This window comes from Endozoicomonas sp. ISHI1 (assembly GCF_024606225.1).
Lineage (GTDB): Bacteria > Pseudomonadota > Gammaproteobacteria > Pseudomonadales > Endozoicomonadaceae > Endozoicomonas_A.
The window spans coordinates 92,692-109,016 of the sequence record NZ_JAGRPU010000011.1; the positions used below are offsets into that span (position 1 = coordinate 92,692).

Consider the following 16,325-nt stretch of genomic DNA (forward strand, 5'->3'; position numbering starts at 1 on the left):
GTCGTTCTCTATTGTCTGCCAGACCGAAGCGTTGACAAAACGTTTTGTTGTTGAACTTGGGCAGAAAACAGGTTTTTCAAACCAGAGCATTTCTATGATGCATGACCTGCATAATTTTTCAGACATTGCCGACAAAAACGGCTACGCAGGATCAGATTCAAAACCCGATAAAAAACGACAAAGGATTAACAGTCACAGAGCAAAATCGAACATCATTGAATCGATTTCGTGGCAGTGGCTTTATGCCACTCACCTACCGGTTGCCTATGAACTGATCCTTACCACCAAAGATGCTCCTATGAGCATCACCCTTTATTCATGGCTACCTGTAGAAGTGGTTATCGTTGTCGCCTGGATTTTAAAAAGCTATTTGAGTTCCGATTCACCGCTGTTTAACCCGATTGAAGAACAAGAGGCAACCTCTGTGTTGACAGAGGGGAGGCACTCCTTTGCGGCCATCACTATGATGATTGGCGCGGGACACAACCAACAACCAAACCTGTCATCAGAGTCATCCAGCCAGCCAGCCCCGGAGACAACTACCCACCGCTCAGGCTTTTCCATGAGCTACTTAAATACTGACTATGGTGATGGCAACAGAGGCCCTCAAAAACACCTGCATACTCTGGGTCTGAATTGTTTTGTCTATCCCTGTCGTGGCGTTTGTATACTCCGAACATCACCCGTTAGCACGGAGGCTATTGAATTGTCGCTGAATTCGGGGGAAAGTTCGACAAGCCAAACAGAAGCTGAATCCGGACAAAGCTCATGTCCCCACTCAGCTGTTGGACGCTGCCTTCGTTGCATAGGCCATTTTGATCCTGAGAACGCTGCAGATTCCCAAAAAGAACTGCTTTTCGAGTCATGGACTGATCTCCCCCCCCTTCAAGAACTTTGGGATTCTGATCAACTATTACTGAATCTTTCCGAAGCAATCGGAATCGCCGTAATGCTTAACCATACAGAAACACAACAAACAGACAATGAATCATCCCAACTGAGTCAGAGCCAGCCTCATCTTTCACAGTCAGGCGCAATGCAAGCAACAGACAACATCGAACAATGCGTCTGGGAGACGGGAGAAGACTGGGAGGATGGCCAGTGGCGGCTTTGCAGGGGGGGAGGCAAGAGTACTCAAGGTCTGTCAGATGACAAACAAAGAGACCACAGCAGACCAAAAACCTGTGACGTGATCATAGTCGGGAAAGATGGCCAGCAGCGGCCATGTGGCATGGTCTATAAGCACGCTCAATCGCTGTCGTCACACAAAAACAGATACCACACTGAGCAAAAAAACTGTGATGTGACTGTAATCGGAAAGGATGGCCTGCCGCGACCATGCGGCAGGACCTATAAGAATCTTCAATCGCTGTCGTCACACAAAAACAGATACCACAGTGGGCAAAAAAACTGTGATGTAACCGTGATCGGAAAGGATGGCCAGCCGCGACCGTGCGGGGTGCTCTGCCGGAATAGTAACGCCCTGTGGGGGCACAAAACAAGAGCCCACACCAGGCAACAAACCTGTGTCGTGACCATGATCGGGGAGGATGGCCAGCAGCGGCCGTGTGGGGCGGTCTGCAGGAATTTTGTAGCCTTGTGGAATCACAAGAGAAACGTCCACAGCGGGAAAAAAAACTGTGACGTAGCTGTGGTCGGGGAGGATGGACAACAGCGGCCATGCGGGAAGGTCTGCAAGAATGTTAATTCCTTGTTGCACCATAAACTAAAAGACCACACCGGGGAAAAAAAATGTCAGGTCACAGTGGTCGGGGAAGGTGGCCGACAGCGGCCATGCGGGAAGGTTTGTAGCAATGCTGCAGTTCTGTCGGCTCACAGAGCCCAATGTCACAACGGGCAAAAAACCTGTGACGTAACAGTGGTGGGGGAGGATGGCCAGCAGCGGCCATGCGGAAAGGTTTGCAAGAATATTCATGTCCTGTGGAATCACAAAAGCAGAAAGCACACCGGGCAGCAGGTCTGTGATGCGACCGTGATCGGGGAGGATGGTCAAAAACGGCCCTGCGGGATGATTTATAAGAATGCTAAATCCCTGTGGGATCACAAGAAAATACATCGAAAACGCAAGCCTGCTGATTTGGACCAGATCGATGACATCAGTCCCTGATCTGACATCCGCCCTTTCTCGAGGTTTTCTTGATCTATCCTTCCTCTCTGTGAACCAGAAAGCAAGGATGGAATTATTAAACACTCACTCATTGCGGCACTGCTGGTATTTTTGTTGTCTGCTGTTTGCCAGGCCGAAACGTTGACAGAACCTTTTATTGTTGAGTTTGGAGAGAAAACAGGTTTTCCAAACCAGAGCTTTTCTATGAAGCGTCACCTGAATACATTTTCAGACATGGCCGACGCAAACGGCTATGCAGGACCGGGCTCGCTGTTTGATAACAAACGATCCGGGATTGGCCGTTATGGAGCAAAAATATCTATCATTGAATCGACTTCATGGCAGTGGCCATATGCCACTTGCCTGCTGGCCGCTTTTGAATTGATCCTGATCGCCAAGAATGTTCCTATAAGCGCCATCCCTTATTCGAGCCCGGATTCAACACTGTTTAACCCTATTGAACAGCAGGAAGTAACATCTATGCTGACACAGGGGGATCGCTCACTTGCGGCCATCATCAGGATGTTTGGCTCTGAACATAGGCAACAACAAGGCCAGCCTTCAGAATCATCCGTTCAGGAAAAAACAGAAGCTTCCTCTCATCAAACAGGCTCTCTCACCAGTCCACTGAATGTTGACTATAGCGACGGTAACGGAGGCCCTCAAAAAAAATCGCATACTTTAGGCTTAAATTGTTTCGCCTATCCTTGCAGTGGCATTTGTCAATTCCGGCCACCATCCGATAGCGGAGAACGATCTGAAAGGCCGGTGAATTCTGAAGAAAATTCGACCATCCAGACAGAAGCAACATCCGGACAAAGCTCATGCTCTCATTTGGCTTATGGGTGCTGCCTTCGTTGCATGGTGTATTGTGATCCTCCAAGCACCACAAATTTACTGCAAAACCCGCCTTTCGAAACATGGTTTGATCTCTCTTCCATGCAATCCCCATACGTCACTGATCAAATATTTCAGAGTCTTTTCGAAGAAATCGGAATTTCCATATTGCTTGACCATTCAGAAACACAACAAACCACCGCTGAATCATCCCAATCGAGTCAGAGCCAGGCTCACCTTTCACAGTCCGGCGCAATACAGGCCAAAGATAACTGCCAACAAATCTGTGACGAGACACTAGTCGGGGAGGATGGCCGGGAGTGGGAGTGCGGGGCGGTGTGCAAGAATGCCCGAGGTATGTCGTGTCATAAAAGAAGATTCCACAGCGGGCCACAAACCTGTGACGTACTCGTGATCGATGAGGGTGGCCAGACGAGGCCATGCGGGAGGGGCTGTGAGAATGCTAATGCCCTGTCGTATCACAAAAAAAGAGACCACAACGAGCAACAAATCTGTGACGTGGATGTGGTCAGAGAGGACGGTAAAAAGCAGAGATGCGGGATGGTCTGCAAAAATGCTCTATCTCTGTCATCTCACAAAAAAGTAGTCCACAGCGGGCAACAAACCTGTGACGAGACTCTGGTCGGGGACGATGGCCAGCCACGGCCATGCGGGCTTGTCTTCAAGAATAATCCATCTCTAAGGGTTCATAAAAGCAGATACCACACCGGGCAAAAAAACTGTGACATGACCGTAGTTGGAGAGGATGGCCAGCAGTGGCCCTGCGGGACAGTCTGCAAAAATGGTCGCGTCCTGGTGCAACACAAAAGCAAATTCCACGGTGAACAAAAAATATGTGACGTGTTAGGAGTCAGGGAAGATGGCCTGCAATGGGCATGTGGGGCGGCTTTCAAGAGCGCCCGCGCCCTGTCGGATCACAAAAGCGAATGCCACTCCGGGCAAGAAATCTGTGACGCCACCGTGATCGGGAAGGATGGCCAGCAACAACCATGTGGGACAGTCTGTAAGAATGTTATGGCGCTGTTGGAACATAAGACAAGACATCGAAAACGCAAGGTGGTTGATGTGAATCAGGAGTGATGACTTCTGCCCGGACTCAAAAGGTAAAGTGAATGAATTGCTGGATACAGCTGCTGAGCCGCAATATGTGTCCTGGAAATCCTATAAAAAAGTGCATATGGAGTATTGAAAAATCTGTTCTTTAGATCTGGGAATTCTGTTTGATTTTGTGCATGATTGTGCACTGGCCAAAAGCCATTGGAGGCTGCTAATTCGCCTTTAGTGGAAATGCCATCATCAATAGGTATGAAAAACACAGGCATTTTCCGATTAGATTGATCATACGGCATAGGATTACGTTTGCCGTGACTGGGGGAGACACCGCATGTTCGAGGCTAGTGCCGTATTTAAGCCTGAATTCATCCAGCAGAGTCCAGCCAAACTTTGGGAGGCTATTTCTCCACAATACAGCGTGGATGAGTCAGCCTTGCTGGCACAGCTGACCGGTTTGGCCAGGCCTGATCCGCAGCAGCTCGCTGCAGTGACCCGACGAGCCACCGACCTGGTCGAACAGGTTCGAGCCCGGGAAGATTCCACTCATATGATTGACTCCATGCTGTTGCAATACAGTCTGGATACCCGTGAAGGTATTCTGCTGATGTGCCTCGCAGAAGCCCTGATGAGAATTCCTGACTCGGAAACTGCGGATGCCCTGATTCGCGACAAGCTCAGTGTCGCTGAATGGGAAAAACATCTCAAACAAAGTGACTCACTATTGGTGAATGCTTCCACCTGGGGGCTGATGTTGACCGGTAAGGTGGTGACATTGGGCAAGTCTGAAGACGGCCGCCCGGCTAGCGTGATTGGTCGATTGGTTAAAAAAATGGGTGAGCCCGTGATTCGTCAGGCTGTGAATCAGGCGATGAAAATTATGGGTGAGCATTTTGTACTGGGTCGCACGATTTCAGAAGCGCTTAAGAATGGTCGAAAGCCAAGAGAGAAAGGCTACACCTATTCTTTTGATATGCTGGGTGAAGCGGCACTGACCGAAAAAGATGCACAGAAATATCTGGCTTCCTATATGGCGGCTGTCGAGTCCGTTGGCCTGGAACAGAGTATCGGTGATAAAGGCCTTCGTCCCACCGTTTCTATCAAACTGTCTGCCTTGCATCCCCGTTATGAAGTGGCCAATGAAGCCCGTGTTCTTAAAGAACTGTTTGGCAGTGTGCTGGGACTGATTCGAAGTGCCAGAAGTCTGAATGTGGGAATCACCATTGATGCCGAAGAGCAAGATCGCCTTGAGCTGTCACTGAAACTGTTCGAGAAGCTCTACCGTCATCCTGAATGCCGGGGGTGGGGTGGTTTTGGATTGGTTGTTCAGGCCTACGGTAAGAGAGCACTCCCCGTTCTTGCCTGGTTGGCTGCTCTGGCAAAAGAGCAGGGTGATGAAATTCCTGTGCGTTTGGTAAAAGGCGCCTACTGGGACAGTGAAATCAAACTGTGTCAGCAGTCAGGATATTCCGGCTACCCGGTTTATACTCGCAAAGAAGCAACAGACGTCGCTTATTTGGTGTGTGCACGTTTTCTGCTGAGTGAGCCTGTTAAAGGGACTATTTATCCCCAGTTTGCTACCCACAATGCTCATACTGTCGCCAGCATTCTGAGCATGGCTGAACACAAACAATATGAATTCCAGCGTCTGCACGGAATGGGCGATGCCCTCTATAACACAGTGCTGGATCAGGAAAAATCAGACGTTCGCATTTATGCACCCGTGGGTAGTCACAAAGATTTGCTGCCCTACCTCGTGCGCCGACTACTGGAAAATGGAGCTAACTCATCCTTTGTTCATCGTCTGGTGGATGCCAGGACGCCTGCGGTGGATCTGGTGCATCATCCTGTCAGTGTGCTTGAGAAACACAGCTCTCTGGCCAATGACCGAATTCCCTTACCTTCAGATATTTTTGGAGGGGACAGAGTCAATTCCATAGGTGTAAATATCGATATTGAGTCCCAATGGCAGCCTTTTTCGAAATCGGTTCAGAAGTTTATGAGCCAAACATGGCAGAAAGGCCCTGTGATTTCCGGTCAACAGGTTGAAACTGGAATAGCGGTAGATGTGCAGTGTCCTTATCAGCTCAGTGAGCTGGCTGGTCGTCTGTATTACGCCGGAGAAAAAGAAGTGGATCAGGCTATTTCAGTGGCTCACAAGGCGTTTGACAGCTGGAATCAGACGCCAGTAGAAACTCGTGCCCAGAGCCTTGAAAAGCTGGCAGGTCTGTTGGAAGCCAATCTTGAAGAGCTGGTGGCACTCTGTCACAAAGAAGCCGGCAAGACGATTCACGACAGTCTCGATGAAGTGCGAGAGGCGGTTGACTTCTGTCGTTATTATGCCAACCAGGCTCGTGAGAAATTCTCTGCACCTCAGGTTATGCCCGGGCCTACCGGCGAATCTAATGAGCTTTATCTGACCGGTCGTGGTGTATTCCTTTGCATCAGTCCCTGGAACTTCCCTCTGGCTATTTTCCTGGGGCAGGTTGTCGCGGCTCTGGCCTCTGGTAACACCGTTGTGGCTAAGCCCGCCGAGCAAACTACTCTCATTGCGGCACGTGCTGTTGAGATGATGCTGGAAGCCGGCGTGCCTGCCGATGTGATTCAATTGGTTCCGGGTGAAGGTAAGGATATTGGTCATCAGTTGACCACCGATCCCCGAATTGCTGGTGTCGCTTTCACCGGTTCAACCCAGACAGCGAGACTCATAAACCAGACTCTGGCTGCGCGTGAGGGCGCTATCATTCCACTGATCGCTGAGACCGGTGGTCAGAATGCCATGATCGTAGACTCCACTGCTCTGCCGGAGCAGGTCGTTAATGACGTTGTTCAGTCAGCTTTCGCCAGTGCCGGGCAGCGTTGTTCTGCTCTGCGGGTTCTCTACGTTCAGGATGATATTGCTGAACGTATTGAGGACTTGCTGGTCGGTGCGATGGCAGAACTGAAGGTGGGTAATCCAGCTCTGCACGAAACAGACCTTGGTCCTGTCATCAGCGAAGTTGCCCACACAGGACTGCAGGCTCATGTCGATCGCATGAAGCAGGAAGCACGGTTGATTGCTGAAGTGGATCTGGGCGCTGAGTGCAATCAAGGTTACTTTATTGCGCCGGTTGCCTTTGAAATTGAGAGCATCAGCCAACTGGAAAAGGAACAGTTTGGTCCGATTCTTCACGTGGTCCGCTATAAGGCTTCTGAACTGGATAAAGTGATTCAGGAAATTAACGGCACAGGTTACGGTTTGACTCTGGGGGTACACAGCCGCAACGAAGCGACTTCGTCTTACATTGAGCAGAGCCTCAAGGTAGGTAACGCTTACATAAACCGTAATCAGATTGGTGCAGTAGTTGGTGTTCAGCCATTTGGTGGGCAGGGACTCTCCGGCACAGGCCCAAAAGCCGGTGGACCTCACTATCTGTATCGCTTTGCTACTGAACGTACCCGCACTATCAATACAACGGCAGTCGGTGGTAACGCCACGCTGTTGTCTCTGGGGGCTGGTCACTGATCGTCTTTGCCTGCCCTTTATGGCTTTAGGGGCAGGGTTGTAGCCTTTACTCTTTTTCAGATGCTCTGAAAACAAAATCTTGCCTGTGTCTCTGTTGGGAGCGGATCAAATTTCTGTCTGACAGTACTCAGGACAAGTTATGCAGTATGGAGAAAAATAATGATTATAAATACCTTTGCGACAATTATGACGTTTGTCGTGTATCTGGGCATGATGCTGATGATAGGCCTCTGGGCCTGGAAGCGGACTTCAGACTCTGAAGATTACTTTCTGGGTGGACGCAGTTTGGGACCCTGGCCTGCTGCCCTGAGTGCAGGCGCTTCTGATATGAGTGGCTGGCTTCTGCTGGGTTTGCCGGGTTATGCCTTTGCATCAGGCGTTGAAGCCTTCTGGTTGGCCGGTGGCCTGCTGGTGGGTACCTGGTTGAACTGGTTACTGATGGCCCGTCGTCTGCGTGTCTACAGCGCAGCTTCCGGAAATGCCCTCACCCTGCCGGAATTCTTTACCAATCGCTTCCGTGATACTTCAAAGGTGCTGCAGGTAGTATCGGCGCTCTTTATCCTGCTGTTCTTCCTGTTCTACACAAGCTCCGGTCTGGTTGCCGGTGGCAAGTTGTTCGAAACAGTATTCGGCCTTGATTATAGCTGGGCGGTCATCATCGGAACGCTCTGTGTGATTTCTTATACCTTGTTCGGTGGCTTCCTGGCTGTTTCCTGGACAGATCTGGTTCAGGGCCTTTTGATGGCCGCGGCTATGGTGATCGTACCGGTTATTGCATTGCAAACCGGAAGCTCCGATGCGTCAGTGTTTGAGCAGCTGCGTGTTCATAACTCCGAACTGTTGAATCCATTTACCACGTCTGACGGCAATGCTCTCGGGTGGATGGCCATTATTTCTCTGGTCGCCTGGGGGTTGGGTTACTTTGGTCAGCCTCATATCCTGGCGCGTTTTGCCGGAATCCGTTCGGAACAGGATGTACCTACAGCCCGTCGTATAGCAGTGAGCTGGAGTGCTATCTCCATGCTAGGTGCCATTTTGGTGGGGCTGATCGGTTTGCTCTATATCAATGAAACAAATCAGTCTCTGGGTGATGGTGAAACGATCTTCATGGTATTGGTCAACGCACTGTTCCATCCGGTCGTCGCCGGCATTCTGCTCGCTGCTATTCTGGCTGCGATCATGAGTACCGCTGACTCTCAGCTATTGGTGTCTTCTTCTGCACTGGCAGAAGACTTTTACAAGGCAGTGATTCGCAAGAATGCTGAGCAGAAAGAGGTTTTGATGGTTGGTCGTTTGGCGGTAGTCCTCATCGCTCTGGTCGCCCTTGTTCTGGCTATGTCGCCTGACAGCTCCGTTCTGGGTCTGGTCTCATATGCCTGGGCTGGATTTGGTGCCGCATTCGGCCCCGCACTGATCATGAGTCTCTACTGGAAACGTATGAATCGCAACGGTGCTCTTGCGGGGATTATTGTTGGTGGTGTCACTGTTGTTTTGTGGAAACAAGTGTCCGGGGGTATCTTCGACCTCTACGAAATTGTGCCAGGCATTTTGTTTGCTCTCATTGCCATTGTTGTTGTCAGCCTGATGTCTTGCGAGCCTGAAGCGGAAATCGTGGATGAGTTTGATGGGGTAGAAAAAGCTCTGGCCTGAAGGCCATGAGTATTCCAGTGGCTGCGGTTTAAAGAGCAGTCACTGGATTACTGACGTACATCATTCTCAGCACTCACCCAGCCGTAAACTTTACCTGCCAGTAAGGCGCCAACAACAGGCGCTACCCAGAACAACCATAACTGGGCAGTTGCCCAATCACCGACAAATACTGCCACGCTGGTGCTTCGGGCCGGGTTAACCGAGGTGTTACTCACCGGAATGGTTATCAGGTGAATCAGGGTTAGACACAAGCCTATAGCGACTGGCGCAAAACCCGCGGGAGCGCGCTTATCGGTCGCTCCAAGAATGACCATAAGAAACATAAAGGTCATCACTACCTCAGCGATCAGCACCGCCACCATTGAGTAGCCGCCAGGGGAGTGGGCCCCATAGCCATTTGAAGCAAAACCATCCGATACATCAAAATCCGGTGCGCCTGAGGCAATGAAATACAATATTGCCGCACCGGCGATACCCCCAGCCACTTGTGCGATAATGTAGGGAACCAGTTCATTCAACGGGAATCTGCCACCGGACCATAAACCAAAGGATACGGCAGGGTTTAAATGGCTCCCGGAAACGTGGCCAATAGCGTACGCCATGGTCAGAACGGTTAAGCCAAATGCCAAAGAGACACCAGCAAAACCGATACCCAGTTCAGGAAAGCCAGCAGCCAGTACTGCACTGCCACAACCGCCTAATACCAACCAAAGCGTACCGAAAAACTCAGCCGCCAATTTGTTTGTTAAGCTCATCATATTTTCCTGATTAAAGCTAACAGCACACCAGTTGGAATCGCATCAACAGCGACTGTTAAGCCGACTTATAATACGAAGACAATGTATTGATTTTCGATACCTTCCCTCGCCTGATTCAATTTAGTCAGTAAAAGCCATTCTGTCCTGCAAATTATTAGGAAATGGTCGTTAGTTTGTTTTTTTGTTTAAACTTTTAGCGTGTTTTTTTGAATGTCTGTTCGAAAACTTTTCATTCGTTACAACTTTTTTGTTTTTTGCAAAGTTATGAATATGAATGCTTTTCATTTGGTTTTGTGAGTTCGATGTTCATTGTTTGGGTGCCGTTATTACTCAAGGGTTACCCGGTTAGCTTCTTCAAGACTGGTTATACCCTCCAGAACCTTTAACAATCCAGATTGGCGAAGGTTGTTAAACCCTTCTTTCTGGGCAATTTCGGCAATTTGAAGGGAGTTACCCTCTTCCATAATGATCTGCTGTAGAGCCGGTGTGATTTTTACGACTTCATAGATGCCTACACGGCCTTTGTAACCCTTGCTGCATTGATCACATCCCTTGGGCCCAAAAATTTTGGCACCCTCGATCTGCGCTTCTGTAAAGCCTTCTTCCAGCAACGTTTCTTTTGGGATCTCTTTTTGTTCCTTACAGTGACTGCATAAACGTCGAGCCAGACGCTGGGCAATGATCAGGCTGACAGAGGTAGCAATGTTGAAGGAAGGAACTCCCATATTTTGCAGGCGTGTCAGAGTTTCCGGAGCGCTGTTGGTGTGCAGTGTGGACATGACCATGTGACCGGTCTGGGCCGCTTTGATGGCAATGTTGGCCGTCTCAAGGTCTCTAATTTCCCCCACCATAATGATGTCGGGATCCTGACGAAGGAAGGCTCTCAGAGCCTGGGAGAAATCCATTCCCTGCTTTGGGTTAACGTTCACCTGGTTGATGCCCTCCAGATTGATTTCTACAGGGTCCTCGGCCGTGGAAATGTTTCTTTCCGGGGTGTTGAGTATATTAAGACCTGTGTAGAGAGAGACGGTCTTACCCGAACCGGTGGGGCCAGTGACCAGAATCATACCCTGGGGTTGGTGTAGGGCTTCCATGTACATTTCTTTCTGGGTTTCTTCATAACCCAGGGCATCAATACCCATTTGGGCACTGGAAGGATCAAGAATCCGCAGTACAATTTTTTCACCCCAAAGGGTGGGCAGGGTGTTAACCCGGAAGTCGATGGATTTGCTTTTGGACAGACGCATTTTAATACGGCCATCCTGAGGTTTACGTCGTTCTGAAATATCCATAGCGGACATTATTTTCAGACGGGATGCAATTCTGGGCGCCAGGCCTGAAGGGGGTTTGGCGGTTTCATGGAGAACACCGTCGGTTCGAAAGCGCACCCGATAGGTTTTTTCATAAGGTTCAAAGTGAAGGTCCGACGCACCTGTTTTGATGGCGGTTAGCAGCATTTTATTTACGAATTTTACGACAGGAGCATCGTCATCTTCTCCTCCTGCTACTTCCTCATCGGTATCTTCGACGGCACCGACTTCCAGCTCTTCAAGGTTACCAAACTCATCGTCATCTAAATTCGACAGGGCATCAAAACCACTATCCAGCAGTTGATCAATAAACTTGTCCAGTTTATCTTCTTCAACCATTACCGAATCCACCATGAGGCCGCTGCTGAACCGGATTTCGTCAATGGCTGTATGGTCACTGGGATCAATAACCCCGACAAACAACCTGGTACCCCGTTTTATCAGAGGGATAAGTTTGTGCTTGCGGATCAGCTTTTCCTGAATCAGGTTTTTTGGGACGTTTTCAGGGTCAAAGGCGTTAAGGTCCATGACTGGCATGCCAAATTCTTCCGCGGTAGCCACGGATATGTCTTTGGCGCTGAGCAGTTTTTCCCGGATCAGGTAACTGGACAGGGGCTGCTTTGTTTTAGTTGCCTGTGAAAGTGCTGAGCGGAGTGTCTTTTCATCAATTAGCTGGTCGACAACCAGTCGAGCAGCCAGTCCTGTCAGAGGTTTATCGACCATGCCTTGTCTATCCGTTTTATTGTTCTTGAGTATGTTCTCTGATTTCTACTATATCAGCACTAAGACAAGAGCATAAACAGGATATTTAGTAAAGTGTTGAAGCGGGCGCGTCGTTCCCGGGAAAGGAAGTCCGGTAACGACAAAGCCATTACCAGAGATAATGGCGTTGTCGACACTCTATAGAGGTCAGGTGTCAGCCTCTATTCAATGACCGGCAGGGTAAAGTGCAGAAGACGAGTTTGGGTTTCGACTTCGCCGTTGTTGTAGCTCACCAGCATGAAGGTTTTGTCCCCCTGTGCAGTATCAGGACCCAGTGCAATGGCTTCAAAATTGGCCTCATGAATATCGAAGTCTGGTTTGTCAGGCATCTGTCTCAGAGAATCAGGGTGGTTGCTGGCAAAGAGCAGTGTCTTGGACATAAAGTCTTTGGGTGTTTTCATAAATACTTTGTTCAATGCTTCGTCAACAAAGGTTTCATTGCCTTTGAAATTCTTGCCGCTGCTCAGATCGACCAGATAAACCTTGGTGATAAAGCTGGGCTGAGCACCCTGATAAGGCATTTCTGTTTTCTCAAGGAACAGAGCCTTTTTATCATTGAGAACCGCAATATCGCTGACGGTTCGAACAGGATCACTCTTTAGCTGTTTTCTGACAGTGGGGGTGACAACCAGAAGAGAGAAGTTGTAGAGCTTCTCTGACAGAGTTGAAACTACACCCCTGGCGGGAAGCTCATCACTGTTTGAGTATTGTCCGTGCATCAGCTCGTCACCACTGTACAGTCGTTCGGTAGTGAAGGTCACCACCCTGACAGGTGGGACATGTCCCTTGATAGCCCACTTGGTGGCATCCTGAACCAGAGGACCAGCGGCCGCAGCAACGTAAACGTTGCTATCGGGAATATGGTCGAGACTTTTCACACCAAGTCCCTGCTGAATACCACTGAAACCTTTATGTAAAGGAATCCAGTTGTTGTTTTCAAAATGTTTGGGCAGTCTTAATGCGCTATCCACCTGACCTGCTCTGGGATACGCATTCGTAAGCAGAAATTTTGATGACAGACCCACATCACAAAAGTGAACACCTTTTGAGAGTTGCAAAGGGATTTCCCTGAAGGTATGCAGGAAAGCAGCGGGAATCAGGTCAAGGATCGGCACGGAAAAAAATTCATGGGCATCATACCAGGCCTTCAGGAAACCATTGTTCCTGGTCTCAATGCTGGTTTCGTCACGATTGGCGTGTCGGTAACCGTAGCCTGCATAAGCGGGGATATCGATAGCCCTGTAATCAATAACGCCGGTAATGCCCCTTCTTTCACTCTGACTGGAGGCAATCAGCAGTTTGCCGTCCTGAGTCGCTGTGATGCTACTGGGGGAAATATGGCCATCCTTCAGCCAGAGGGGGTGGGTTCTGGCATACTTGCCCTCAGTGATTTGATACTCAGTAACATCATTGGGTGAGAATATGGAGTCACGAGGGTTCTGGCGATCCGGCTTGAGCCTGCTTAAATTGACCTCGTAATAGTGGGGTTTAGAGAAGACGCTCCATCCGTTAGTACCAGTGAAACCTGCCCCGGCATCTCCAGAAAGCAGGAACAGTCTCCCTGCTGAATCATTTCTGGTGGAAACGAAATGCGCACCGGTAATATGAGTGACCTTTCTCTGGGTGTCTGAGGGCATTATGTGGTTGCCCAAGTAACGGACGCCTTTATGAGGGGCCTCTTTACCTGTGGGTTCTTCTGACCAGCCGGTAGCCGAAAGAATGAAGCAAAGCGCTGAGCCAAGCAGGGCACTTCTTCTTTTCATCATTGATTACAACACCTGAAGTGAAACAACCCCATAAAGATAGCCACAATTTTTCATTGCAGGTGTATTTTTGACTGAAGTCGCTCCTAAAGTGCCGGAGGCAGGAAAGAAGTATTTTAAAATCTGAGAGCCAGGTTTGATGTGGTCTGTTTTAAGAAGTCTGGCTAACAGAACCTGTTGCTCTGTTGGTGGATTTTTCAGCGTTTTTGAAGTGTAGGAATGAGAACACCAAGCTCTGGAAAGTATACACTCCGGAAACCGGCTTCTGTAACTTTACGTTGGGGTCGATGTCACAGCAGTTGATAATGAATGGAGAGAATCACGGTAACAGGCTTTTTGTCAGGGGGCGGTAAGGGTAGGGAGCGTTCTATGGCTTTCAGACTGCTGGCTTCAAACGCCTTTTTACCGTCCAGCACACTGGTCTTTCCCAATGTTCCGTCAGAGTTGATTTCAATTTTCATTTTTACTTCTCCTTCCAGTCGCCTTCTTTTGGCCTGATAGGGATAAACTTTGTAGCGATTGATCCGGTACTGAAGTTTAGCCACCCATTTCTGAAACTCATCTGGTTTTGTGTGCCCGGCTTCTGAGTTGATGAGTTCCTCAACAGGCTCTCCTGTTGTCTGCTGACTGACTGTGGAAGCTGGAGGTTCGGCAGGCTTTGCATCACTGTGTTTTTTTTCTTCGTGTTTGGTCGGTTCTTGCTGAATCTCTTTCTTTTCTGCTCTGGTTGTTATGACTTTCTTGTTTTCTGCTTTTTCAGCCTGCTCTGTTTGTTCAGTGATTTGAGTGTGCTCAGTGTTTTCTTTCTGAGAATCATGCTTTGTTAGTTCCGAGTCGTTTATCGCGTTTGTGCCGGTCAGGCTTTCTTCAGTGGCAGGTGTGACAGAGCGGTGATGAGACACCAGTTGTATTTGAATACCCGGTGTTTTGGGAGCAGGCATCCGGATACTTCCGATAAAGCCCAAAAGCAAGGTGTGAAAGACCACTGACAGGGTCAGGGGGATGGCCAGGTGCCTGATGGTTGATTCCTGTTCCATGATTTGCAACCCACGGAGCATAGCAGATTAAACAGGAATTAAATAAGCAGTTATCAGAGAGAAGCCCTGACATGCTCAGGGCTTCTTCAGGATATCAAGCAAGCTTTAGCGGGCTATGAAAATCCCCAGGCCCGGTATGACAAAAAAGGCCAGCAACAGATAAAGGAACGCATAAGAGCGATTCTTTACAGCCAGGTCTGACAACTTTTCCGCAGCGTAAAGAGGAATCTCACGCAGCCACTTGATGCCATAAATGAGGGCTACAGCAAACACGTTAAAGAACAAATGTACCAGGGCAATGGTCATGGCGTGCCCGGCTTCTGCACCGACAATGGCCGTTGCCGAAAGTAGGGCTGTGATGGTAGTACCGATGTTAGCACCCAGTGTAACAGGGTACATCTGACGAACGGTGAACACGCCACTGCCCACCAGGGGAACCATCAGGCTGGTGGTGGTAGAAGATGACTGAACCATGACGGTCATAACAGTACCGGAGGCAATACCGGAAACCGGACCACGACCAATAGACTTGTGCAGAACGTCCTTGGCACGACCGACCATAACTTTTTTCAAGAGCTTGCCCAGTCTCACTACTGAGCTGAAGATCAGAAAGATACCGAAGGCGATCATAGTCAGGCCACCCAGTGTGCTGTCCGGCAAAAGGCCTGCAAACTCTTTCACTATATTCACGGCCGGCTTGGTCAGAGGCTTGATAAAATTCAGGCCGCCCATGTCAATAGCAGAGCCACCTACCAGTAATGCGGCTACGTGTTGTGAAATATCTTTCAGGAAACCGGTCATCAATTCCAGAGGTAGCAGAATCAGAACCGCCAGATAGTTAAAGAAGTCGTGAACCGTCGAAGCAGCAAAGGCCCGTTTGAAGGACTTGTCGCAACCCATGTGACCCAGGCTGACCAGAGTATTGGTAATGGTGGTGCCGATATTGGCGCCCATAATCATGGGGATCGCCATTTCAACGGGCAGGCCCCCAGCTACGAGGCCAACGATAACAGAGGTCACCGTACTGGAAGATTGAACCAGGGCGGTGGCAAGGGTACCGGCAATCAGAGCCAGCATAGCATTGTTGGCAAAGCTGAACAGCTCGGCAGCAGCTTCTGCGCCGCCCACAGCCATTTTAAAACCAGAGCCCACTACGCTGACGGCAACCAGGAGAGCGTAGATCCAGAGGATAACTCTCATCCAGATGCGTCCATAGTGCCTGCTGGTGTATTTGTAGTCAGCTTTGGTGCTGGCTTGACTTGTTGCTTCAGACATTTTCTGCACCTTGGTGCTGTTTGGATAAAGGTGGTGGCGAAAATATAGGTGTTTTATTTCAAAAATATTACAGTTATGACTTTTTTTTGAAATATTTAAAGCAGACACCTGTCGATCAATGACAGGCAGTCAGGACAAAGACCGTCTAAAAACGACAGTCATCGTTTTCTGATGTATCTGAAAGCTCAACTCGTTCCACGCCAGAACCTACAGAGCCTTAAAGCGCGGA

9 protein-coding genes are annotated in these 16,325 nt (G+C 49.3%); 4 read left to right on the forward strand and 5 right to left on the reverse strand.

From position 1 onward, the window contains the following. Positions 1 to 31 precede the first annotated feature (31 nt). The 4 genes from KBW69_RS09240 to putP all read left to right on the forward strand — a co-directional run bounded on the left by KBW69_RS09240 (position 32) and on the right by putP (position 9,191). Positions 32 to 2,128 (forward strand): hypothetical protein, encoded by a 2,097-nt coding sequence (locus tag KBW69_RS09240; protein WP_257280689.1) that lies wholly within the window; start codon positions 32 to 34, stop codon positions 2,126 to 2,128. A gap of 141 nt (positions 2,129 to 2,269) precedes the next feature. After that, positions 2,270 to 4,066: a hypothetical protein gene (locus KBW69_RS09245; protein WP_257276111.1), complete on the forward strand. Its 1,797-nt coding sequence runs from the start codon at positions 2,270 to 2,272 to the stop codon at positions 4,064 to 4,066. 304 nt (positions 4,067 to 4,370) lie between these two features. Continuing rightward, positions 4,371 to 7,541, forward strand: a complete 3,171-nt coding sequence (putA, locus tag KBW69_RS09250) for a bifunctional proline dehydrogenase/L-glutamate gamma-semialdehyde dehydrogenase PutA (protein WP_257276112.1) — start codon at positions 4,371 to 4,373, stop codon at positions 7,539 to 7,541. 159 nt (positions 7,542 to 7,700) lie between these two features. Further along, positions 7,701 to 9,191: a sodium/proline symporter PutP gene (gene putP / locus KBW69_RS09255; protein WP_257276113.1), complete on the forward strand. Its 1,491-nt coding sequence runs from the start codon at positions 7,701 to 7,703 to the stop codon at positions 9,189 to 9,191. Positions 9,192 to 9,238: 47 nt separating this feature from the next. On the opposite strand, the gene aqpZ is transcribed toward putP, so the two are convergent. From aqpZ to KBW69_RS09280, 5 genes are all read right to left on the reverse strand, one after another. Beyond that, positions 9,239 to 9,949, reverse strand: coding sequence for an aquaporin Z (gene aqpZ, locus KBW69_RS09260; protein ID WP_257276114.1), 711 nt, complete (start codon positions 9,947 to 9,949; stop codon positions 9,239 to 9,241). 326 nt (positions 9,950 to 10,275) lie between these two features. Continuing rightward, complete coding sequence (gene pilB / locus KBW69_RS09265; RefSeq protein ID WP_257276115.1) at positions 10,276 to 11,982, reverse strand: type IV-A pilus assembly ATPase PilB; 1,707 nt, start codon at positions 11,980 to 11,982, stop codon at positions 10,276 to 10,278. Positions 11,983 to 12,182: 200 nt separating this feature from the next. Beyond that, the gene (locus KBW69_RS09270; protein WP_257276116.1) at positions 12,183 to 13,787 is read right to left on the reverse strand and encodes an esterase-like activity of phytase family protein; all 1,605 of its coding nucleotides are present in this window, start codon (positions 13,785 to 13,787) and stop codon (positions 12,183 to 12,185) included. A 287-nt stretch (positions 13,788 to 14,074) separates the two neighbouring features. Continuing rightward, positions 14,075 to 14,821, reverse strand: coding sequence for a TonB family protein (locus KBW69_RS09275; RefSeq protein WP_257280690.1), 747 nt, complete (start codon positions 14,819 to 14,821; stop codon positions 14,075 to 14,077). Positions 14,822 to 14,926: 105 nt separating this feature from the next. Beyond that, a complete protein-coding gene (locus KBW69_RS09280) occupies positions 14,927 to 16,096 on the reverse strand; it encodes a Na/Pi symporter (protein ID WP_257276118.1) in 1,170 nt (389 codons plus the stop codon). Positions 16,097 to 16,325 lie beyond the last annotated feature (229 nt).

Coding starts and splice junctions, on each gene's coding strand:
- putA (WP_257276112.1), top strand. CDS start 4,371: ATGTTCGAGGCTAGTGCCGTATTTAAGCCTGAATTCATCCAGCAGAGT.
- putP (WP_257276113.1), top strand. CDS start 7,701: ATGATTATAAATACCTTTGCGACAATTATGACGTTTGTCGTGTATCTG.
- aqpZ (WP_257276114.1), bottom strand. CDS start 9,949: ATGATGAGCTTAACAAACAAATTGGCGGCTGAGTTTTTCGGTACGCTT.
- pilB (WP_257276115.1), bottom strand. CDS start 11,982: ATGGTCGATAAACCTCTGACAGGACTGGCTGCTCGACTGGTTGTCGAC.
- KBW69_RS09270 (WP_257276116.1), bottom strand. CDS start 13,787: ATGATGAAAAGAAGAAGTGCCCTGCTTGGCTCAGCGCTTTGCTTCATT.
- KBW69_RS09275 (WP_257280690.1), bottom strand. CDS start 14,821: ATGGAACAGGAATCAACCATCAGGCACCTGGCCATCCCCCTGACCCTG.
- KBW69_RS09280 (WP_257276118.1), bottom strand. CDS start 16,096: ATGTCTGAAGCAACAAGTCAAGCCAGCACCAAAGCTGACTACAAATAC.